16 protein-coding genes, 3 tRNA genes and 1 pseudogene are annotated in these 22,354 nt (G+C 34.6%); 12 read left to right on the top strand and 8 right to left on the bottom strand.

Going from position 1 to position 22,354, the window contains the following annotated elements; genetic code table 11:
• The first annotated feature begins 43 nt into the window (after positions 1-43).
• Positions 44-877 (top strand): outer membrane beta-barrel protein, encoded by an 834-nt coding sequence (locus BXU10_RS02860; protein ID WP_078226020.1) that lies wholly within the window; start codon positions 44-46, stop codon positions 875-877.
• Between the two features lie 218 nt (positions 878-1,095).
• Here the strand turns inward: BXU10_RS02860 and dnaB are convergent, their stop codons facing one another.
• The 5 genes from dnaB to tgt all read right to left on the bottom strand — a co-directional run bounded on the left by dnaB (position 1,096) and on the right by tgt (position 7,040).
• Positions 1,096-2,640, bottom strand: a complete 1,545-nt coding sequence (gene dnaB / locus BXU10_RS02855; protein WP_078226019.1) for a replicative DNA helicase — start codon at positions 2,638-2,640, stop codon at positions 1,096-1,098.
• A gap of 139 nt (positions 2,641-2,779) precedes the next feature.
• Positions 2,780-3,733, bottom strand: coding sequence for an acetyl-CoA carboxylase carboxyltransferase subunit alpha (locus BXU10_RS02850; protein ID WP_031457397.1), 954 nt, complete (start codon positions 3,731-3,733; stop codon positions 2,780-2,782).
• A 111-nt stretch (positions 3,734-3,844) separates the two neighbouring features.
• The gene (locus BXU10_RS02845; RefSeq protein WP_078226018.1) at positions 3,845-4,732 is read right to left on the bottom strand and encodes a DMT family transporter; all 888 of its coding nucleotides are present in this window, start codon (positions 4,730-4,732) and stop codon (positions 3,845-3,847) included.
• Positions 4,719-5,807: an LptF/LptG family permease gene (locus tag BXU10_RS02840; RefSeq protein ID WP_078226017.1), complete on the bottom strand. Its 1,089-nt coding sequence runs from the start codon at positions 5,805-5,807 to the stop codon at positions 4,719-4,721. The genes BXU10_RS02845 and BXU10_RS02840 overlap by 14 nt, the downstream gene beginning before the upstream one ends.
• 102 nt (positions 5,808-5,909) lie before the next feature.
• Positions 5,910-7,040 (bottom strand): tRNA guanosine(34) transglycosylase Tgt, encoded by a 1,131-nt coding sequence (tgt, locus tag BXU10_RS02835; protein ID WP_031457394.1) that lies wholly within the window; start codon positions 7,038-7,040, stop codon positions 5,910-5,912.
• A 405-nt stretch (positions 7,041-7,445) separates the two neighbouring features.
• Here tgt and BXU10_RS02830 point away from each other — a divergent pair, with 405 nt between their 5' ends.
• The 3 genes from BXU10_RS02830 (at position 7,446) to BXU10_RS02820 (ending at position 9,885) form a co-directional block, all read left to right on the top strand.
• Positions 7,446-7,763, top strand: coding sequence for a hypothetical protein (locus BXU10_RS02830; RefSeq protein WP_078226016.1), 318 nt, complete (start codon positions 7,446-7,448; stop codon positions 7,761-7,763).
• Between the two features lie 241 nt (positions 7,764-8,004).
• Positions 8,005-8,856 carry a transketolase gene (locus BXU10_RS02825; RefSeq protein ID WP_031457392.1) on the top strand — a complete coding sequence of 284 codons (852 nt, stop codon included), beginning with the start codon at positions 8,005-8,007 and terminating at the stop codon, positions 8,854-8,856.
• A gap of 75 nt (positions 8,857-8,931) precedes the next feature.
• Positions 8,932-9,885 (top strand): transketolase family protein, encoded by a 954-nt coding sequence (locus tag BXU10_RS02820; protein ID WP_031457391.1) that lies wholly within the window; start codon positions 8,932-8,934, stop codon positions 9,883-9,885.
• 73 nt (positions 9,886-9,958) lie between these two features.
• On the opposite strand, the gene BXU10_RS02815 is transcribed toward BXU10_RS02820, so the two are convergent.
• On the bottom strand, positions 9,959-11,200 hold the full coding sequence (locus tag BXU10_RS02815) for an FKBP-type peptidyl-prolyl cis-trans isomerase (RefSeq protein ID WP_078226015.1): 1,242 nt from the start codon (positions 11,198-11,200) through the stop codon (positions 9,959-9,961).
• Positions 11,201-11,279: 79 nt separating this feature from the next.
• On the opposite strand from BXU10_RS02815, the gene BXU10_RS02810 reads away from it, so the two are divergent.
• Both BXU10_RS02810 and BXU10_RS02805 read left to right on the top strand, forming a co-directional pair.
• Complete coding sequence (locus BXU10_RS02810; protein ID WP_078226014.1) at positions 11,280-11,672, top strand: RNA-binding S4 domain-containing protein; 393 nt, start codon at positions 11,280-11,282, stop codon at positions 11,670-11,672.
• Between the two features lie 170 nt (positions 11,673-11,842).
• Positions 11,843-12,343, top strand: a complete 501-nt coding sequence (locus BXU10_RS02805; protein WP_078226013.1) for a phosphoribosyltransferase domain-containing protein — start codon at positions 11,843-11,845, stop codon at positions 12,341-12,343.
• Here the strand turns inward: BXU10_RS02805 and BXU10_RS02800 are convergent.
• Positions 12,335-12,853: a shikimate kinase gene (locus BXU10_RS02800; RefSeq protein ID WP_078226012.1), complete on the bottom strand. Its 519-nt coding sequence runs from the start codon at positions 12,851-12,853 to the stop codon at positions 12,335-12,337. The genes BXU10_RS02805 and BXU10_RS02800 overlap by 9 nt on opposite strands.
• A 126-nt stretch (positions 12,854-12,979) precedes the next feature.
• On the opposite strand from BXU10_RS02800, the gene BXU10_RS02795 reads away from it, so the two are divergent.
• From BXU10_RS02795 to BXU10_RS02775, 5 genes are all read left to right on the top strand, one after another.
• Positions 12,980-13,052, top strand: a tRNA-Lys gene (locus BXU10_RS02795).
• A 40-nt stretch (positions 13,053-13,092) separates the two neighbouring features.
• Positions 13,093-13,165 (top strand) — tRNA-Lys (locus BXU10_RS02790).
• Positions 13,166-13,207: 42 nt separating this feature from the next.
• Positions 13,208-13,290: transfer RNA gene (locus tag BXU10_RS02785), tRNA-Leu, on the top strand.
• A 559-nt stretch (positions 13,291-13,849) separates the two neighbouring features.
• The gene (locus tag BXU10_RS02780; RefSeq protein WP_078226011.1) at positions 13,850-14,863 is read left to right on the top strand and encodes a non-reducing end alpha-L-arabinofuranosidase family hydrolase; all 1,014 of its coding nucleotides are present in this window, start codon (positions 13,850-13,852) and stop codon (positions 14,861-14,863) included.
• A gap of 50 nt (positions 14,864-14,913) precedes the next feature.
• Entirely contained in the window at positions 14,914-16,674 is a 1,761-nt protein-coding gene (locus BXU10_RS02775) for an endo-1,4-beta-xylanase (protein ID WP_078226010.1), read from the top strand.
• 53 nt (positions 16,675-16,727) lie between these two features.
• On the opposite strand, the pseudogene BXU10_RS02770 reads toward BXU10_RS02775, so the two are convergent.
• Positions 16,728-17,117 (bottom strand): annotated as a pseudogene (locus tag BXU10_RS02770) (IS30 family transposase); the annotation flags it as partial.
• A gap of 861 nt (positions 17,118-17,978) precedes the next feature.
• Between BXU10_RS02770 and BXU10_RS25695 the strand changes: the two are divergent.
• Positions 17,979-22,352 (top strand): PKD domain-containing protein, encoded by a 4,374-nt coding sequence (locus BXU10_RS25695; RefSeq protein ID WP_304529076.1) that lies wholly within the window; start codon positions 17,979-17,981, stop codon positions 22,350-22,352.
• Positions 22,353-22,354 lie beyond the last annotated feature (2 nt).

Below are 22,354 nucleotides of genomic sequence, written 5' to 3'. Positions count from 1 at the left end.
AGGCGATAACATATAGGGACACTAAAAAATAAATTTTACATCTATGAAATTCAATATTAAAAACATAATTGGAACTATAGCTTTCTTAATTTCCCAAGGAATAGCTGCACAGTTTTATGTAGGTATACAGTCGGGAATAGGGAATATTCAGAGTGATATTACTGGTATACAAACAGGTAATCGCCTTGGCGGAGCTGTAAAAGCAGGTTATATCTACTCTTTAAATAATCATTTTGGTATTGGTTCAGGGCTAGAGTTCTCACAATACAAACAAGAAGTTTCTTTGTCTCAGCCTTCTGCAACACTTTCTACTTTTGAAGTTGATGCTTCAACTTCAGCATTTGTTTATAACGTTACTACCAACAATTATAGAGAAAAACAAACTTTACATGCTGTGCAAATCCCTCTTTTTGTGCAGTATAAAACAAATATTAACAAGGGTATTGATTTTAATTTTAGAGCCGGAGCTAAATATTTTTTACCTGTAAACTATAAAATTAAAGCAACAGCCGATTACGTAAATGGTAGCGCTTATTATCCAGATGTAAACCTGACTATTGATGATTTACCAGAATATGGTTTTGGTGGCCAGGATAATTATTCCTCATCAGGAGAGTATAAAACGAAAGGAATTATAATGAGTTCTTTTGAGTTAGGATTTACATTTGATATGGGAAGGAAGAATTCGTTATATGCGGCCATGTTTCTGGAAAATGGGTATGGTTCAATTTTAGACCAAAACAAGAATGAATCCTATATTGGTTATAACCCAACATCTGCATCTGATAGGAAAATTAATGGCTTGTACAGTACGGATAAAGATGCTGAAATTAAACCTGTAGCTTTTGGTGTAACACTAGGATGGAATTTTAAATAAGTTCATTTTTTAAAATAATACGAAAGGTCTTGAGTCAAAATCAAGGCCTTTTTTTTTGCAACACATTCTCTTTTCAAAGTATTCTTTTGAACTGTGTTTGCAACTTGCAGATGGTGTTTATTTTGTTTATGAAAAAGCTTCTATACTCCTTTAACCTCATAGAGGGAAAAATCCAATGATTTCCCCTCTTCTTTATAGTAAGTTTATTTTATGCCGTTTTAAAACGGCACATCACTGTCATCATCGTCATCATTTAAATTACTTCCGAAAGCTTCATTCGCAGAAGGAAGGTTTTTAGTGATAAAAGGGTTGTCATCGTGATTCATTTTTGATGGTAAATCATCATAGCTGCCTGAAAAATCATCAAGGTTATCGAATTTCCCAAGGTGCCCTATAAATTTTAAACGAACATTTTCGATGCCACCATTACGATGTTTTGCGATCATGATTTCTGCCTGACCAGCGGTTGGCGAAGCTTCATCATCATCCCATTCGTCAATTTTGTAATATTCTGGTCGGTATAAAAACGAAACAATATCAGCATCCTGCTCAATTGCTCCAGATTCACGAAGATCTGAAAGTAAAGGACGTTTGCTGGATCCACGTGTTTCTACAGCACGCGATAATTGAGAAAGTGCAATTACCGGAACATTAAGTTCTTTTGCCAAAGCTTTTAAGTTTCGGGAAATGGTAGAGATTTCCTGCTCACGATTTCCTCCACCTTTATTATTTCCTCCTGCAGTCATTAACTGTAAATAATCGACAATGATAATTTTAATACCGTGTTGCGAAGCTAAACGACGGCATTTTGCTCTTAAATCGAAAATAGAAAGCGATGGGGTATCATCAATAAATAAAGGGGCTTTTTCTAAGTCTTTTACTTTGGTACTCAACATAGTCCATTCGTGAGGTTCTAATTTACCAGTACGTAATTTCTCTGATGACAATCCTGTTTCAGACGAAATTAACCTGGTAATCAACTGAACAGATGCCATTTCCAGAGAGAACAAAGCTACTGCATGTCCAAACTGGATAGCAATATTTCTGGCCATAGAAAGTACAAACGCCGTTTTTCCCATCGCAGGTCTTGCTGCAATAATAATTAAATCACTGGGTTGCCATCCGGAAGTCAGTTTATCTAAATTAGTAAAACCGGTTTCCACACCACTTAATCCCTCTTTTTTAGAAATTTCTTCAATTTTCTTTTTAGCTTGTAAAACTAAACTTTGTGCAGTTTCAGAACTACGTTTGATATTTCCCTGAGTTACTTCATATAGTTTTGATTCGGCCTGGTCTAATAAATCGAAAACATCCGTAGTTTCATCATACGATGCCTCAATAATTTCAGATGAAATTCGAATTAAACTTCTTTGGATAAACTTTTGAAGAATGATACGTGAATGAAATTCGATGTGTGCCGAAGACGCAATTTTTTGTGTAAGCTGTATTAAATAAAAATCACCTCCAACTAATTCTAATTTGCCATTCTTTTTTAACTGACTTGATACCGTAAGTAAATCAATTGGCTGCGTTTCTGTAAAAAGCTGTATAATGGCTTCAAAAATATGTTTGTGTGCCTCTTTGTAAAAAGCATCCGGCTGTAAAATATCAATTACATCATCAACCCCTTTTTTATCAATCATCATAGCACCAAGCACAGCCTCCTCTAAATCAAGAACTTGCGGTGGCAATTTTCCTTTCTCCAGATTAATAATAGTGGTTTTATCTACCTTTACAGGGTTTATATTTTTGAAATTTTCCATATAGCGAAATTAGCGAAATTAAAAAAAACATTACTATTGAGTTATAAGTAATAATTGTTTATAAATAAGTATTTTTTGTTCATAACCAAAAAAAATCCGAAACTGTAAGGTTTCGGATTTTAAATCAATTTATATAAATTTATTCCTTATACTCACCCATATTACTGTACTTATCCATTCTTTGGGCAATTAAGTCGGCTGTTGATAAATCTTTCAATTCGTTATATCCTTTCGTAATATATTCAGCTACGGTTTTAAAAGTAGTTTCTCTGTCATAATGTGCTCCGCCAAGTGGTTCCGGAATAACATCATCAACTAATTTTTGCTTTTTCATGTCAGATGAAGTCAATTTTAAAGCATCAGCAGCACGTTCTTTGTACTCCCAGCTTTTCCATAAAATTGAAGAACATGATTCTGGAGAAATTACAGAATACCAGGTATTTTCTAACATATAAACTTTATCTCCAACACCTATTCCTAAAGCTCCGCCTGAAGCTCCTTCTCCAACAATAATCGTAATAATTGGCACTTTAAGGCGAACCATTTCGAAAATATTCCTTGCGATTGCTTCTCCCTGCCCTCTTTCTTCAGCTTCTAGTCCGGGATATGCACCCGGTGTATCTACTAAAGTTAAAACCGGGATTCCGAATTTCTCTGCCATTTTCATCAAACGTAAAGCTTTGCGGTATCCTTCAGGATTTGCCATACCAAAATTACGGTACTGACGTGTTTTTGTATTAAAGCCTTTTTGTTGTCCCACAATCATAAACGACTGACCGTTTATTTTTCCAAGGCCTCCCACCATAGCTTTATCATCCTTAAAGTTTCTGTCTCCATGAAGCTCTAAAAAAGTTTCGCCACAAATGGCTCTGATATAATCTAAAGTATAAGGTCTGTTTGGATGCCTTGACAATTGTACTCGCTGCCAGGCCGTAAGGTTTTTGTATATATCTTTCTTAGTTTGTTCTAATTTCTTGTTGATTTCCTTACAAGTTGGCGTAACATCAACGTCAGATTCTTTTCCAATTATAACACACTTTTCTAATTGTTCTTCAAGTTCTTTTATTGGAAGCTCAAAATCTAAATATTCCATGGATTTTTGAATTTTGTTTTTAAATCGAACCGCAAATATAAAAATATTATATCATTGGTATAAATAATTTGTATTTAAATAGAATAATGCAAAATAAACATAAGGTAAATATTACACTTTTTCTTTGTTTTTAGAATGTTTGAAAACACCGTTTAAAATAACTGTAATTACAATTATCAGAGCGCCAATATAAAATTCAGTACTCATTTTTTCTTTTCCTCCCAAAATAAAATAGGCAAGCATAATTCCGTAAACAGGTTCTAAATTAGTCGTTAACATTACTGTATAAGGTGTTAATTTCTGCATTACTTTTACCGATGCCGTAAAAGCATAAGCAGTACAAACCGAAGCTAAAATAAGTAACAGCCCCCAATTGTTTAATGACATGGTAAAAAAATCAGCTGTGAATTTTCCCTGCACCAAAAAATAAATGGATATAAAGAAAACTCCTGCACCAAATTCATAAAATGTAATAACAGAAGGCTCATGATCAGAAATCAATTTCCCATTCATTAAAGTAAATAAAACCCCTAAAATAATCGAAGCCAAAGCGTAATACATTCCATTCAGATATTTTACTTCAACCTGCATAATCAAAGCTAAGCCTCCAATGATTATTAATCCAAAAAAAACTTCATACCACAATATTTTCCTTCCATAAAAAAGAGGTTCTAACAATGATGCAAAAAAAGCACCCAGAGAGAATATTGACAATGTTATCGAAACATTAGAAACATGAATTGCTTTAAAAAAGAAAATCCAATGAAGCGCTATTAATAATCCGACAAAAATTAATTTAGCAAAAGACTTTCCTGATATGACAAAAGATTGTTTTTTATAAACTATAAAAGCAGCCAGAAAAACTCCGGCAAGCAGCATTCTGTACCAAACCAGATTCTCTGCATCAATAGTTATTAAAGCGCCTAAAATTGCTGTAAACCCCCATATAAAAACAATTAAATGAAGATTTAAATAACTTTTTAAATTATCGTTTCGCATTACGTAATAAGTAAACTGCCAAAATTCCAAATACAATATTCGGAAACCAAACAGCTAATAAAGGTGAAAATGTAGATTTTTCGGCAAGTGTACCAAATATTTTATCAAAAAAAACAAATGAAAATGCAATTGCAATTCCAATTGCAAGATTAGTTCCCATTCCGCCACGGCGTTTCATTGACGAAACTGCAACTGCAATAATTGTCAGAATAAAAGCTGAAACCGGTACACTGTATTTTTTATAAAGCACTACTAAATAAGTATTGATGTTTCCGGAACCTCTTTTTTTTTCCTTTTCAATAAAATCGATTAATTTTCCGAGTGAAAGTGTTTCGGCAATGTAAACCACCGGGGTTAAATCTGCCAGTTCAAACTTAAAATGAACTTTTTTGTCTGGAGATTTTTCAATTTTATCATTCAATTCCCCAAGAGTTCTCTTGGTATAATCATACAAAATATAGGTTTTCTTTTTAGGATCCCAGGTAATTCGGCTTGCGGTAATTTTATAAGTCAGTTTGTCCTTTTCAAAATGTTCCAATGAAAAATTAAAAGCTGTTTTAGTCTCCTCATTAAAACTATTTACAAAAATAAAATCGTTGTCATTTATTTGTCTGTAAACATTCGTGTTTTCACCACGCATCAGTTGTTTTCCATTCCCTTTTAGATACGTATACCTAAAATTATTAAACCCTTCACTGGCTGCCGGAACTATAAAGAAACCCATTAAAAGAACAAAAACAGAAACAATAGAAGCCCCAATAATGTAAGGCCTTAAAAAACGTGTAAATGAAATTCCCGAACTTAAAACCGCAATAATCTCTGTATTATTGGCCAGTTTAGAAGTAAACCAGATTACTGATAAAAATAAAAATATCGGAAACAAGGAGTTCGCAAAATAAACCGTAAAATTGTAATAATAAATCGCAATTTCGGTAAACGGAATTTTGTTCTCCAGCATTTTATTCACCTTTTCAGAAACGTCAATTACAATCCCAATCGGAATAAATAAAAGAATCATCACCGAAAAAGTGGCTAAATATCTTTTTAAAATATACTTATCTATTATCGTTAACATAAAACTTTTGTTTCAGGTTCAAAAGTTTCAAGTTTTAAGTTTCAGGTTTCAGTTTCTCTACAGAAACCTGAAACCTGAAACAAAAATAACCTGAAACATTTTTTATAGTCTTTGACTCATATTTTTAACCATCATTTCTTTCCATGGTCTAAAATCTCCTGCTAAGATATGTCTTCTGGCTTCACGAACCAACCACATATAAAAACCAAGATTATGAATCGTTGCAATTTGTTTTCCTAAATATTCGTTGGCTGCAAACAAATGACGTAAGTATGCTTTTGTATATTCTGTATCTACAAAAGTATGTCCCATTTCATCAATTGGAGAAAAGTCAGCTTCCCATTTTTTATTTTTGATATTGATTGTTCCGTTTGCAGTAAACAACATTCCGTTTCTCGCATTACGCGTTGGCATCACACAATCAAACATATCAATTCCTAACGCAATATTTTCCAAAATATTAATTGGCGTTCCAACTCCCATTAAATAACGGGGTTTATCTTCCGGAAGAATTTCGCAAACCACTTCTGTCATCGCATACATTTCCTCAGCAGGCTCCCCTACTGATAGTCCTCCGATTGCATTTCCCTGCTGACCTGAATTAGCAATATATTCAGCAGATTGACGACGCAGATCTTTATATGTACTTCCCTGAACAATAGGAAAAAACGTTTGTTCGTATCCGTATTTATAAGGAACTTTATCTAAATGGTTAATACAACGATCCAGCCAGCGGTGTGTCATGTGCATAGATCGCTGTGCGTATCTGTAATCACAAGGATACGGTGTACATTCGTCAAAAGCCATAATGATATCGGCTCCAATGGTACGCTGAATTTCCATTACATTCTCCGGAGTAAAAAAGTGATACGAACCATCAATGTGTGATTTAAACTTTACTCCTTCTTCCTTAATTTTTCTGTTATTCGAAAGAGAATACACCTGATATCCACCTGAATCAGTCAAAATATTACGATCCCAATTCATGAACTTATGTAGTCCACCTGCTTTTTCCAAAATCTCCGTTTGTGGACGCAAGTACAGATGGTATGTGTTTCCGAGAATAATATCCGGATTAATATCGTCTTTCAATTCACGCTGATGTACGCCTTTTACAGAAGCAACTGTTCCAACAGGCATAAAGATAGGCGTTTCAATTACGCCATGATCTGTAGTAATACTCCCCGCTCTTGCTTTAGACTGCGGATCTTTTTGTAATAAATCAAACTTCATCTGTTTCTTTTTTCAGAGCGCAAAGATAGATTAATTTGAGGGAATTTTTATTAATTAGAAAATTTGTCAATTAGAAAATCAGATAATGTTTTTCAAGGACTTGAAACATTAAACCTTAACCACTGAATTTTCAGATTTTGCACCTGGTCTTTCAAATTTATTTTGGGCGTTCCCTACGGTCGGGCTATTCGCTGTATTCCCAATAACAAAAACTACGGCTAAAAAGCCTTGTTTTTCTAAATCGGGAGATGTCGCTGCTATCCCTAACGCAAGACCAGGATTTATCTATTACCAACAATAATCAAATGTAAAACTTACAACAATCACAATAGTAAAATATAACGATGTAAATGGTTTCCTTTTATAATTTTATAAGAAATAATTATCAACTAAACATTAGAAATCATGATAAACTCAGAAGAAAAAACAGATCAGATTAAGGATGCTCAAATTGAAAAAAACATCGAAAGAAATCTGGAAAACTTAGATTATCCTCCAACCGAAGACATTTACAATCAGGAAGAAAACCTCGAAGACATTGATCCGGAAGGGATCTCAGGAGAAAAACTCATTATAAATCAGGAAGATCATGAGTGGAAACAAAACAGTGACAAAATCGGAAATGATTTAGATATTCCGGGTTCTGAGCTTGATGATGAACAGGAAGAAATTGGATCGGAAGACGAAGAAAACAATTTCTACAGCGAAGGCGACACAAAATAACAATACATTAATTTCATTCCAAACAAAGCTCCATAATAGGGCTTTGTTGTTTTAAATTTTCGTCAAAAGACAATCAAATACAGATCTCTAATTCAAAAAACTTAAAACATTTCAACGTTTTTTTCAAGATCAATAAAAAAACTACCTGAATTTAACAATTACGGCAAACTAAAGCAAAAAATCATTTGTCTTACCGCAAAATAAAATTTACTTTTGCACCAGTTTAACTTTTACATATAAAATGAAGCCTAACACACAACAATTAAGCGATTTAACTATCCAAGTAAGAAGAGATATTCTTCGAATGGTACATGCTGTCAACTCAGGTCACCCAGGTGGTTCACTAGGTTGTACTGAATTTTTGGTAACGCTATACCAAAATATTATGGAACGCAAAGAAGGTTTTGATATGGACGGAATTGGAGAAGACCTATTCTTTCTTTCAAACGGACATATTTCACCTGTATTTTATAGCGTTTTAGCACGAAGCGGTTATTTCCCTGTTTCAGAACTTGCAACTTTCAGACTATTAAACTCTCGTTTGCAAGGACACCCAACAACACACGAAGGTTTACCTGGTGTTCGTATGGCTTCTGGTTCATTAGGACAAGGTTTATCTGTAGCTCTTGGAGCAGCTCAGGCTAAAAAATTAAATGGCGACAATCACTTAATCTTCACTTTACACGGAGACGGTGAATTACAGGAAGGTCAGAACTGGGAAGCTATCATGTATGCTTCTGCTAAAAAAGTAGACAACCTGATTGCAACTATCGATGTTAACGGAAAACAAATTGACGGAACAACTGACGAAGTTTTAGCAATGGGAAGTATTCGAGCTAAATTTGAAGCTTTTGACTGGGATGTTTTAGAAATTGCTGAAGGAAATAATATCGATGCTATCATTGCAGGTTTAACTGATGCTAAATCGAGAACAGGAAAAGGAAAACCGGTTTGTATTTTATTACATACTGAAATGGGCAATGGTGTTGACTTTATGATGCATACACATGCATGGCACGGAAAAGCACCAAACAACGATCAGTTAGCGGCTGCATTGGCTCAAAACTATTCTGCAGATCAAATCGATTATTAAAAAAAAGCTTTAAGCCAAAAGCAATAAACGACATGTTTATTATCTAAAGCCTATCGCCCAAAGCAAAAAAACAAAATGAAAAAATATACAAATACAGGAAGTAAAGATACTCGTTCAGGTTTTGGAGCGGGAATGACTGAATTAGGTCAAAAAAACGAAAAAGTAGTAGCCCTTTGTGCTGATTTAATTGGATCATTAAAATTTGATGAATTCAAAAAAAATCACCCGGAGCGTTTTTTCCAAATCGGAATTGCGGAAGCGAACATGATTGGAATCGCTGCAGGTTTAACCATTGGAGGAAAAATTCCTTTTACAGGAACTTTCGCTAACTTCTCTACAGGAAGAGTTTACGATCAAATTCGTCAATCTGTTGCGTATTCTGATAAAAACGTAAAAATCTGTGCTTCTCACGCTGGTTTAACTCTTGGAGAAGACGGAGCAACTCACCAGATCTTAGAAGATATCGGGTTAATGAAAATGTTACCTGGAATGACTGTAATCAACACTTGCGATTACAATCAGACAAAAGCTGCAACGTTAGCATTAGCAGATCACCACGGACCGGCTTATTTACGTTTTGGACGTCCGGTTGTTCCTAACTTCACTCCTGCTGACGAACCTTTCGTTATTGGAAAAGCAATTTTATTAAACGAAGGAACTGACGTTACAATCGTAGCAACAGGGCACTTAGTTTGGGAAGCAATAGTTGCTGCTGAAGCTCTTGAAGCAAAAGGGATTTCTGCAGAAGTAATCAACATTCACACCATTAAACCTCTTGATGAAGAAGCTATTCTAAAATCAATTGCAAAAACTAAATGTGTTGTAACTGCAGAAGAACACAACATTCTTGGAGGTCTTGGAGAAAGCATTTCAAGAGTATTGGCTTTAAATACTCCTGCTCCACAAGAATTTGTAGCTGTAAACGATAGTTTTGGCGAATCAGGAACTCCTGAGCAATTAATGGAGAAATACAAACTAAACAACCAGGCAATTGTTGAAGCTGTAGAAAAAGTTATCAAAAGAAAATAATTTCAATTTTCTTAATCATAAAAAAACCTCGAAATTCACATTTCGAGGTTTTTTTATGATTTTTTCTTGACTTTTAGTTTTTATAAGGATAAGAATTATCTAAATGTATTCTTAATCTTCCTGAGGCAATGTAATCCTCCTCTGTAAACTTTCTAGGATTACTTGAAGACTCCGGCAAATTAGGATTAGTAAGAACACCTGTAGGTCTTCGTGGAATTCCTTTTGGCTCACTATTTAAACTTTCATTTACATTTGGAGTCATTGGATCGTCTACAATCTTAAATGCTTCAAACGGATAATACCTGCTTGGACCAAAACTACCTCCAACCTCAGCAGTTGGTTTTGCAATTTCTACAATGGTTCTATATCCATCACCATCATCATCTATATCAATAAAATCAGGAATACCATCACCATCTGTATCATCTAAATTTACCGGTGCATTAGGATATAATGTTGTATTACGATAATCATATACATACCCATCACCATTAATATCTTCCTGATAATCAAAAACTCCGTCACCAACATATGCATTTACGCCATTTACCAGACCAAGTTCATGATCCATTCTTTCCAGATCATATAATTTGAAACTAAAAATTAATGGCGAATAAGGCGGAATAACTACAGTTCCTCTTGAATTCCCAGTATAATATCCTAATCCTGATGGTATAAACAATACACCTGCACCAAAATTTTCATATTTTACAGTTCCATCTGTCTGTACAGCACTGGTTCCGGTTTTAAACTGAGGAAAGATTTCACTCCACCCTACTACAGCAGTATATAAATCCGTAAAATTTACATTAGCCTGAGGAAATTTGATTTCCTCAAAAAGCGTTGTTGTTAAATGAGCCGGTACTATTGGCGCCGTGGTAGTTGCTTCAACACGAGTCATATACTCTCCTCTATAAGCAGCTACAACACGATCTGTGTTCATAGGAGAAGTACCCGTACCTTCTCTCAATACCAAATAATACATTTTGTACGCAACACCATTTAAACTAATATTTCTTGTTAAAAGTTTAGGAAAAGAAGCACTATTAAGGTACGACATGATAGAAGGCTGAGTTGCGGGATCCGTAATTTTAGATATTGCAACATCCTGATCTTCCTGGTTACCAGGACTATCAACAACTGTAATGTAATATGTATTTAAATACTCTTCAATATTAGCATTATCTGTATTATATTGTTCCGTATAATCTCTCAACGGAACCGGCTTTACATCATCATCATCGTCGTTTTTATTACAGGAAACCAAAATAACACCTGTAATCAGTAAAATAAAAAAATATTTAAATTTATTCATTATTGTTAATTTTTTAGGTGCGCAAGATACAATATTGATTTATTTTTGTAAAGAATTTAACTCCGATTTTAGAAAAATTATGCGAATAGATAAATACCTGTGGTGCGTAAGATATTACAAAACACGTAATATGGTTACTGAGGCATGTAAAAAGAACCATATTACAGTTAATGGTCAGGTTGCAAAACCCTCTAAAGAAGTTTTTCCTACAGATAGAATTACGTTTAGAAAGGATCAAATTACACAAATTATAACTGTGTTAGATATTCCTGAAAGCCGTGTAGGCGCAAAATTAGTTGATATCTACAGAAAGAACGAAACTCCTCCTGAGACTTATGCTCATTTAGAGTTGTTAAAACTCTCCAAAGAACATTATCGCAAAAGCGGTACAGGCAGACCAACCAAAAAAGACCGTAGAGATATTGATGACTATGGAGATGAAATACATGAAGAAGATCAGGATGAGATTTAAATTTCAAAATTTAAGAAAATCCAATATTTAAATTCCAAATCCCAAAACTTAAAAATTCGATGCCAAATTCCAAAATTTTTAAAAAAAGTCTCGTATACATTTCAAAATTGGAATTTGGATTTTCTATATTGGAATTTAAATTAGTTATATATTAGCAAAAAAAATAAATCATGAGCAAAAACATCATCTTAACCAATCAGGAAATTGAACATAAAATAAAACGTATTGCCTATCAGATTTACGAGACTTTTGTTGATGAAGAAGAAGTTGTAATTGCCGGAATTGCTTCTAACGGGTCTATTTTTGCCGAAAAAATCGCTTTAGCTTTAGGCACTATCTCTACCCTTAAAATCTCTTTGTGCGAAGTTATTGTAGACAAACAAAATCCTCACTTACCAATACAAACTTCCCTTACTGTCACACAATATGAAAATAAAGGTTTGGTATTGGTTGACGATGTCTTGAATTCGGGGACTACATTAATTTACGCTGTTCGTCATTTCCTGAACGTCCCTTTAAAGAAATTCAAAACCGCGGTACTTGTTGACAGAAATCACAAAAAATACCCGGTAAAAGCCGATTTTAAAGGAATTTCTCTTTCTACATCCTTATTAGAACATGTACAGGTTGTTTTTGGCGAAAACGGAAACGATTATGCTTTTTTAAGCTAATATTTCCAAAATGTCCTGAACTGTTTCTTCAACGGTTTTATCATCGACAGAAACTTTATGCTGCGCGTGGTTGTAATAAAAGCTTCTGTCGAATAAATGTTTCGCAATAAACTCTTTCATTTCTTCTTCGTTCATATTGGCAATTAACGGGCGTTTGCTTTTGTTATGCACCAATCTACTATATAAGGTATCAATCGATGCTTTTAAATAAACAGAAACAACATCATCCCGTTTTAATAATTCATGGTTATTAGCATAACATGGTGTTCCGCCCCCCAAACCAATTATATTATTTTCTGAAGACTGAAGTAATTCTACAAACATTTCGTGTTCTAATTTTCGAAAATATACTTCTCCGTGCTGTTCGAAAATTTCATTTATGGATAAATTCGCTCTTTTTTCGATGCATTTGTCTAAATCTAAAAATGGAATATTGGTAATTTTTGATAAATTTTGGGCAATTGTAGACTTTCCGCAACCCATATAACCTAATAAGATGATTTTTTTCATTGTAATAAAACCTTATAAACTAAGGTGTTGTAAAATTTGATTAAAAAAAGACAAATTTATAATAAATTTGCTTGCAATTAATAAAATAAACTCCTTATATTTGCACCCGCATTCAAGGAATTAAATGACTCGATAGCTCAGTCGGTAGAGCACATCACTTTTAATGATGGGGTCCTGGGTTCGAGCCCCAGTCGGGTCACAAATTTTGTGATAAACAAATTAAATTTCTTGAAAGCAATGACTCGATAGCTCAGTCGGTAGAGCACATCACTTTTAATGATGGGGTCCTGGGTTCGAGCCCCAGTCGGGTCACAAAAGGTCGAGTATTAATTTACTTGACCTTTTTCATTTTTAGGCCATGTGGAGAAACGGTAGACTCGCCATCTTGAGGGGATGGTGCTCGCAAGGGCGTGAGGGTTCAAATCCCTCCATGGTCACAAGAAAAAATAAAAAGCCTGTAAAGCATTGATTTTACAGGCTTTTTTCTCATTCGACAAAAGCTTCGATATTTTAGAGTGATTAACAAACCCTTATGTTTGTTGAGTTTTCTGGTTCGAATCCTGTAATGTTTTTAACTTATATGTTAAAATCATGAAAATACTTTAGTTCTCATTGTAGGTTGCAATTTGCCAACTGCCATTCCAAACATAAATAACATCGGTTTCTCCTTTGGTAATTTAAAACGTATTGATGTCTTTGAACTCATTTTTGTCTCTTAGCTTCGAGATAATTTACATTGTAAACTTTCGTAAAATCTGGCTTTAAGAACTTTTGAGTTCCTTTAAATTGAAGTATAATTGGGTACGTAGTTGGGTGTTTTTTTGATGATTTTGTTAAAACTTACAAATACTTTTATTTCAATAATTTGTTATTTTTTTAATGATTACTACATAAAAAACTTATTTAAAAAAAAGAATAGTTTAATTTTTGTCAGAATTATTTACGTTTTAATTATTTTGTTTATTATCTTTAGTAAGTTAATTCTTAAAAATAATTATGAAAAATCAAAAAAACAATTTATTAAAATTTGCTGTAACTTCCTTTGTGATTATGGCATGTAGTTGTAGTAAACCTGATGAAGTCATTTCATCAACAGAGGTTATCGGTAAAACTGAAAAAAACGCAAAAGTCAGTGTAATTTCAAGTCCAAAATGGAGTGTTACTGGCAAAATTTTTGAACAAGGTGCAGCGGGTTCTTTTGAATCTGTTGCCGTAAAAGATCCAACACTTGTTTACGACGGTGGTAAATGGCATGTGTTTTATACCGGTACAGATGGAAACAACTGGAAGATGGGTTATGTAAACACAGTCTCATTATTCAATATGAAAGCCGATCCTCGTAGGTTTATGAATTCGTTAAATGGTGGAGGATATTTTTGTGCCCCGCAAGTATTCAACTTTCCTGTAAAAGGAAAATGGTATTTAATCTATCAATCGGGTTTAGGTGCCACATATTCTACCAATACGAGTGTATCCAATTACGGAGGTTGGGCAGCAGGTAAAACAATGGGGATTAATGATGGTATCGACTTTTGGTGCATTGCTGATAATAGCCATGTATATTGTTTTTATTCTGCACAAGATGGTTCAAATACTATTAAAAGACGTAGAACTACGATCGCTAATTTTCCAAATGGTTGGGAAGCGCCAACAATTGCTGCAACAAATACTTTTGAAGCCCCTCATGTATATAAAAACAAAGCAGATGGTAAATTTTATATGATGGTCGAAGATGCTGCAAGGTACTTCGAGCTTTGGTCGGCTACTACGCTTAACGGAACATGGACTAAAGTTTCAGAAACATGGGCTACAAAAGCAAATTTAACAGAACGGAATGAGCATTGGACAGATCAGATTTCACATGGTGAAATATTGCGTTCAGGAAACAATCAATTAATGGAAATAAATAATATTGATCGTTGTGAAGTCCTTATACAAGGTGTGGTAAATGGAAATTTTGGTAGTTATATCAAAATTCCTTACGATTTAGGATTAATGCAAAACTTTTAAGAAATAAAGATTACACATACTATTAATAAAAAACATAAAAAGACATAATTATGAAAAATAATAGAATTTCAATTAGAATTCAGTGGGTATTGTTAGTACTAGTAGCTATAGTATTGGGCAATAATGCGCAAGCTCAATTGGGAAAATGTAAAGGAAAATATTTTGGAAATATTATTCAAAACAGTGTTCCAAGTAATTACAATACATTTTGGAATCAGACTACTAGTGAAAATGCTTCAAAATGGGGCTCGATTGAAGGTACAAAAGGAGTTTACAATTGGTCTGGTTCTGATGTGTCTTACAATCAAGCCAAAAACAGTGGCGGACTATTCAAGTTTCATACTTTAGTTTGGGGTGCTCAAACACCAGGTTGGGTTGCAAGTGCTAGTGTAGCAACGATACAAGCTTCGGTACAAGCCTTCATAAAAGCCACAGCTGACCATTACAACCCTTTGGGCGGTCTAAAAATGATTGATGTATTAAATGAGCCGGTAAATACCCCAATGACAGCTAATTATAAGGCTGCTCTTACTGCAGGTTATCGAGCAGAACCAGCCAATGCAGGTGATATCAATAATCAATATGGTTGGGTAATTTGGTGTTTTCAATTGGCTAGAAAAAATTTTCCAAATACTACGTTATTGATTAATGAATACAATGTAGAAATGAACTGGAACAACTGTCGTGCACCTTATATTGCGATGGTAAATGCTGTAAAAAATGCTCCAAACCTTACAAATGGAACAAAAAATCTGATTGATGGTGTAGGTTTACAGGCACATGGTATTGAAAATTTAACTGCTGCAAATTTTAAAGTATGTATCGATGAAATCTGGACAAAAACTGGTGTTCCAATTCATATTACTGAGTTTGACCAACCCGCTAATCCTAACGAGACCAAACAAAGAGATGTTTACGCTAGTCTAATTCCAGTAGCCTGGGAACATCCAAGAGTAGCCGGTATTACATTGTGGGGTTATATTCAAGGCAATACATGGATCAATGGTAATGGTGCCTCTGGTGCTGGCGGAACTGATTCTGGATTACTTTATGGAAATTTTGTAGATCGCCCAGCAATGACATGGTTAAAATCTTATTTAGGCGGTCGCCCATCGCTTTCTTGTTGTCCTGCACCCGCTCCATTTGGTGGTTGTGGTACTAATGTGGCAACTCGTAATTTTGTAACTAGAGCTCGTGGTACCGCTACTGGTGCTCAATTACAATTGCGAATCAACGGAAATGTAATTGCTACATACAACCTCACTACGGCTTTTGCAAATTATAGCACGTCGTCAACAGCTACAGGTGCTGTACGTCTAGAAGTTGTAAATGATATCGCAAATAGAGATGTAGAGGTAGATTATTTGCAAGTGGATAGTGCGGTTTTACAAGCCGAAAATCAAACGGTTAATACAGCATTTTATTCAAACAACACTTGTGGTGGTGGCGGAAGCAGCCAGATGATGCATTGCAATGGTTATATTGCATTTGCAGCTGCTACCAATCGTATGGCAACATCAAAAGAATTTGTAACGCAAATTGAATCGGACGAAACCGAAATAATCGTATTTCCTAACCCAACTATTGATGGCAATACGAATTTAGAGTTTTATAATGAAAAAGAACAAAATATAACTGTTCGATTAGTTGATTCTAGTGGGGCTGCGGTTAAAGACATAGCTTCTCAAAAATTTGCAATAGGTAATTGTACTTTGGCAGTGGATTGTAGTAATCTCTCTCCAGCGATCTATTTTATTGTAATCGAAAAAGAGAATGCAAAACGTGTTACTAAAAAAGTTATCGTAAAATAAATTCTAGAAAAATGCATAACTCCAATAACTTGGGATTTGAATTTAGCTAATTATTAAATAAAATTTTGGTTCCTATATAATCGGCTAATTGTATTTAGTGGTGATTCATATTCTAGGGTTTTTCCAGGTCTTTCATTAAGCTGATTTTGTACTTCTTTGAGTTGCTTTTTTGATATTAAATTAAAGTCAGTTCCTTTGGGGAAATAGTCTCTAATTAATCCATTTGTATTCTCATTTGTTGGTCTTTCCCACGGACTATAGGGATGGGCAAAATAGACTTTTACTTTGGAGTTTTTAGTAAAGGTTTTGTGTTGCGCCATATCTGTTCCGTTGTCATAGGTCAAAGACAGCTTTAAGTTGTCAGGAAGCTTTCTAAACTCCTTTTCAAACGCCTTACTCACAGTTGTTGAATCTTTCTTTTTTAAGGGTACAATTATTAAAAATCGAGTCGTTCGAGACTATGAAATTTTTATCATTTACTAAATGATGAAATTAGTAATGTAGAAAATTTCATTGAAAAATATTTTGCAAGAAAAGTTGAAAATTGTTATTCACAAACGGAAATTAGAAGAACTTATTCTAAAAAATGTTGACCTAATCGTGGAAGATGAGTTATAGAAAACTAACTTTAAACTTTATCAATAAGCCTTTCGAGTTATTACATATATAAATACAATGTTATTAAGTCTAACCTTTCAATATTGCTGGAACAAATGATAAACTTTTTGTTGATTTACTAGATATCCTTAAACTTAAGGGACTTTGTATTTCATACAATTAGATGTGCTTTGTAGAAGCCCCATTTAGGCTAGTTGCAACTTTTTAATAAACTCGGTCAATCAAATGCCTTCATTATTAAAACTCTGTCAACTCGCTTAAAACTTGGAAATCTTCAAGTAAAAGGTTCGAATTCTGTACCAAGGAGGTCAAAATTTTAAAAGTGCATTCCTTTACAAATAAGGGTTTGCGCTTTTTTTATTATGTAATTGCCCGACATCTGCCCGACAATTTTTACAAGATAACAAAAAACATATTATTCTTCCCGTCATTCTTTTGATTTTTATACAAAACCAAAGTATGATACAATTAAGTTAGAATTGATCCTTTAAGTTTTATTTTATTCTATAAATTAAAGAATTTTATAGAATAATCTAAATAAATATGTTATCAGACAATACAAAACCACCATTAATACCGTAAGTTTTATATTGAAGTATAAAATTAAAAAAATGATTATTCGTAATCTTTTTTTGATTAAAAAAAAACACATACTTTTACGCCCGAAAATAACCGAATTATACTACATGAAGAAACTTTACTTCTTATCATTACTTTTTATTTTAATCATTTCTACTGCTGCCCATAGTTATAATCGTAACGATAGGAATAATTTTACATATAAAGATTACTGCAATTTTACAGCACCAGTCGTAGATTTTAGCTTTACTAATGATGGTGCCTGCTCAGGAACTCCTGTTACGTTTACCCCAATAGTAGCCGGCAGCACTCCCTTTTCTTATAAATGGGATTTTGGAGACGGAAAAACTTCTACTGAGATGAATCCAAGTCATAGCTTTACAGCTGTTGGATGCGGAATCCAAAATTTTAGTATAAAACTAACCGTAACTGACGCTACTGGTCAGACAGGTTCGATTACAAAATCTATTTCTGTAAAACAGAAACCTGATTTGAAGTTTACTGACCTGAATGCTCCGGGTTCTAATAAACCTTTTGAAAGATGTGGGGATAATAACTCAAATCCAAAATACTCTATTAATGTTGGAAACAGTTCCAGTTCAGTTTCTTGTATTACATCCTATAATGTCGACTGGGGAGATGGCAGTACAGATACAAATGTTACTTTTCCAAAAAGTCACCAATACCAGAAATTAGGTTCTTTTAATATGGTGATTACAGCTGTTGGAAATAATAGCTGTAATAATTCTGTAACTTATGTAGTTAAAAATTCCAATAACCCAATTGGTGCACTTATCGCTCCGGGAAACACAACAAATTTATGTGTTCCGGTAGATCCAATGGATTTTGCAATTGGTTCCTGGGCTCTTAATCCTTCTGATACTAATTATTATATTAATTATGGCGATGGCTCTACTCAAACTTATACTCAGTCTCAACTGGAAGCTTCTTCTTATTACAACAGTCTAAATCCTCAGGCTTCACAAAATTTCCCTATTCCCCATAAGTTTACAAGAGCCAACTGTCCGTCAGGAAACACCGTAACCTTAACTATAACAACATCCTGTGGAAGCACCTATCTTACTGCAGGACCCATTATTATTTTAGATGTACCGGTAATAAGTTTTAGCATACCATCTGTTGCATGTGTAAATTCAGGTGTCTATTTCAATAATTCAACCTATGCCGGTTATACTAATGGCTGTAGTACTGTAAATGTTTATACCTGGGATTTTGGGGATGGAACAACTTCTAGAGAGGTTAATCCATATCACTCCTATGCAGCACCGGGAAGATATAAAGTTACCTTGAACGCTACAACGCCATGTGGTGTAGGAATCACTCCTGCTGCACAATACATATGTGTTGAACCTGTATTGCAGCCACAATTTACTTTTGTTAATGCCTGTGCTTCAGAAACAGTTCAGATAACCAATACTACCGATACAAATTTAAGCTGTGGAGCTTCAAGCTTCTATTGGGAAGTTATAAGTTATTATGAAGCCTTTTGCGGTAAGGAAACATCTCCCGGATCAGGAAGAGGATCGTGGAATTTTGCAAACGGAACAAATTCATCCTCTAAAGATCCGGCTTTTAATTTTACAACTCCGGGAGTTTATACTGTTCGATTAAGAACAATCAATTCTTGCGGAATTTATAATTATAACACACAGCAAATTCAGGTAAAAAAGAAACCTGTTATTTCTCTAAAGCCAATCTCAGATTTTTGTAAATCGGCAACGATTTATCCTGAAGGAAAAGTAGAAGAAACATGTTCCCCTCCATCAGAAATCACTTATTCATGGAGTTTTCCCGGAGGTACACCTTCAACTTCTACAGCACTCAATCCGGGAGCTATTAATTATACTGCAACCGGTAATTATGTTGCAACTTTTAGGGTAACAAATAGCTGTGGAACAACAGAAGTATCCAGAAACTTTTCTGTAGATATGGTTCTTTCGCCTGTTATAACCCCTAAAACAGCAAAAATATGCAGTGGAAATACTTTTCAAATTATACCTGTCAGTAACGGAACAACAGATAATGTACCATCGGGAACTACTTATGTGTGGTCTAATCCGGTAGTTTCTCCGCCGGGTGCGATAAGCGGTGCAAGTGCGCAATCCAGCCCAAGAGCAAGTATCAGCCAGACATTAATAAACAATACAGCCAGTCCGGCAACAGTAACCTATACTGTATCTCCAATATCTGCTTCATGTCCTGGCCCAGATTTTACAGTTACAGTTACAGTAGAACCAACTATAAAAGTCGTTCAAACTATAAAAAATGGCAAATGTTACGGATCTAATGATGGCTCAATCAGCTTAATTATAAGTGGAGGAACACCTCGTACAACAGGAAAACCTTATACAATATCCTGGACAAGCCCTAACGGATTTACTAGCTCAGATCAGGATATCTCTAATTTAAAAGCTGGTTTGTATTTTTTATCTATCACAGATAATGGAGGCTGTCCTTTTACTACTTCATATAATGTATCAGAGCCAGGAGAATTTAGAATTGCAAGCGAAGGTAAAAATGATATAACCTGTTTTGGATTAAAAAACGGCACCATCAATACCTCTGTAACAGGAGGAACACCTCCATATAATTTTGTATGGACAAAAGATGGAAATCCTTATCCCGGGAATTCGGGGAATTTGAATAATCTGGACAAAGGAGTTTATCAGGTAAAAATAACAGAAGTCAATAATTGTGGCGAACTTACAGGAACCAGTTTTACCATTATCGAGCCTCCATTACTGGAAGTAAAATGGGAAAGCCAGGTAGATGTTTTATGCTACGGATATAATACAGGTGAAATTAATGTGAGTTCGTCTGGAGGAAGACCTGCTCATCGTTACAGCTGGACTGGACCAAACGGGTTTAGAAGTAATCTTCAAAATTTAAAGAACCTTTATGCCGGTACTTATAATTTAACGGTTACGGATAATTCCGGATGTAACGTTCCATTGAAGGTTGAAATACTTCAAAATCCTGAAATAAAATTAAATACCTCTGTTACTCATTTAACTTGTTACAGCGTTAGAGATGGAGTTATAAAAATTAATTCTATCACAGGAGGAGTACCTTTTACAACCGGCGATCCGTATATTATAAAATGGAGCAATTTAGGAACTGGCATGGAACAGTCTAATTTGTCTGCAGGAAACTATTTAATTACCATTACTGATGCCTTGGGATGCCCGAAAGATTTTCCTATAACGGTTAACAATGCCCCGGTATTTATGATCAATCCGGACTTTCAAAACATTTCTTGCCATGGAGCAAATGACGCACACATCCGACTCAACCTTGTTGGCGGACAGGCACCGCTTAAACTGGAATGGAGTGATGGTTCTACTGCAGGAATCGAAAGAAACAACCTTGGTCCTGGAAGTTATAACGTAAAAATTACCGATGCTAAATTATGTGTAATAGAAGCAGAATATATTGTTGTTGATCCATTGGAATTAGAGATAAGAGGAGATGTTTCAAACCCGCTTGATTGTGTTAAAGCAAATACCGGTGTCATTGATCTTGTTGTTACAGGTGGTACAGCTCCTTATACCTATGTTTGGTCTAATGGTGCACGAACTGAAGACTTGAGCCAACTCACCCCTGACAATTATACTGTTACGGTAACAGACTCAAGAGGCTGCAAAAAATCAGATACGTTTAAAATTACGCGATTTGAACAGCTTACTCCAACAATAGAAATTTTAACTGATTTTAATTGTGAAACCAAATTTGTAGATCAAACATTTGTGGGGCATGTTAAAGGGGGGATTCCACCTTACACATTAAAATGGTCAGATGGAGTTATTTCCGGTGTGAATGGTGAAATAATGAAAACCGATAATAAAGGATTAGTCATTTTTAGCGTTACTGATAGTTTTGGCTGTACTGCCGACGTAGTTCATAATGTTAAAACACCTGTTTTAGGTGTAGCAGGCTTCTCTACCAGTTCGTACGGAAAAGAGATGTTTGACCTCTATGCCGTTTACGACCCGGTTATATTTACAAATTTAGCCACAGGAGATTTTACAAGCATGTCATGGGATTTTGGAGATGGCAATTTTTCTACTGAAACAAATCCAAAACACATTTACACCAGAGAAGGCATCTATACTATAAAACAAGTCGTTAATTATCCTTTTGGATGCCAGTATTCTTATGAAACCAGTATTCTTGTAGAAAAAGGATACACCTTAGTTATGCCAAACGCTTTTACACCAAATAATGACGGAATCAACGATTCATTTGCACCTGTCTTTCAGGGATTAAACAATGTGACCCTTGATATTTATGACACATGGGGAGGTATTATTTATACTGAAACAGGAGTAAACATTCATGGATGGCGTGGAAAAATTAAGGATTTAGATGCCGAAAACGGTAATTACTATTTCAGGATAACAGCTAAAACCTTTTACAATCATACCATAACAGAAAAAGGATCACTCACATTAATTAAATAAAA

The organism is Flavobacterium sp. LM4 (assembly GCF_002017935.1).
In the GTDB taxonomy this organism is placed as follows: domain Bacteria; phylum Bacteroidota; class Bacteroidia; order Flavobacteriales; family Flavobacteriaceae; genus Flavobacterium; species Flavobacterium chungangense.
The sequence above is the reverse complement of the archived record's forward strand: the minus strand, read 5'-3'. Positions and strand labels throughout refer to the sequence as shown.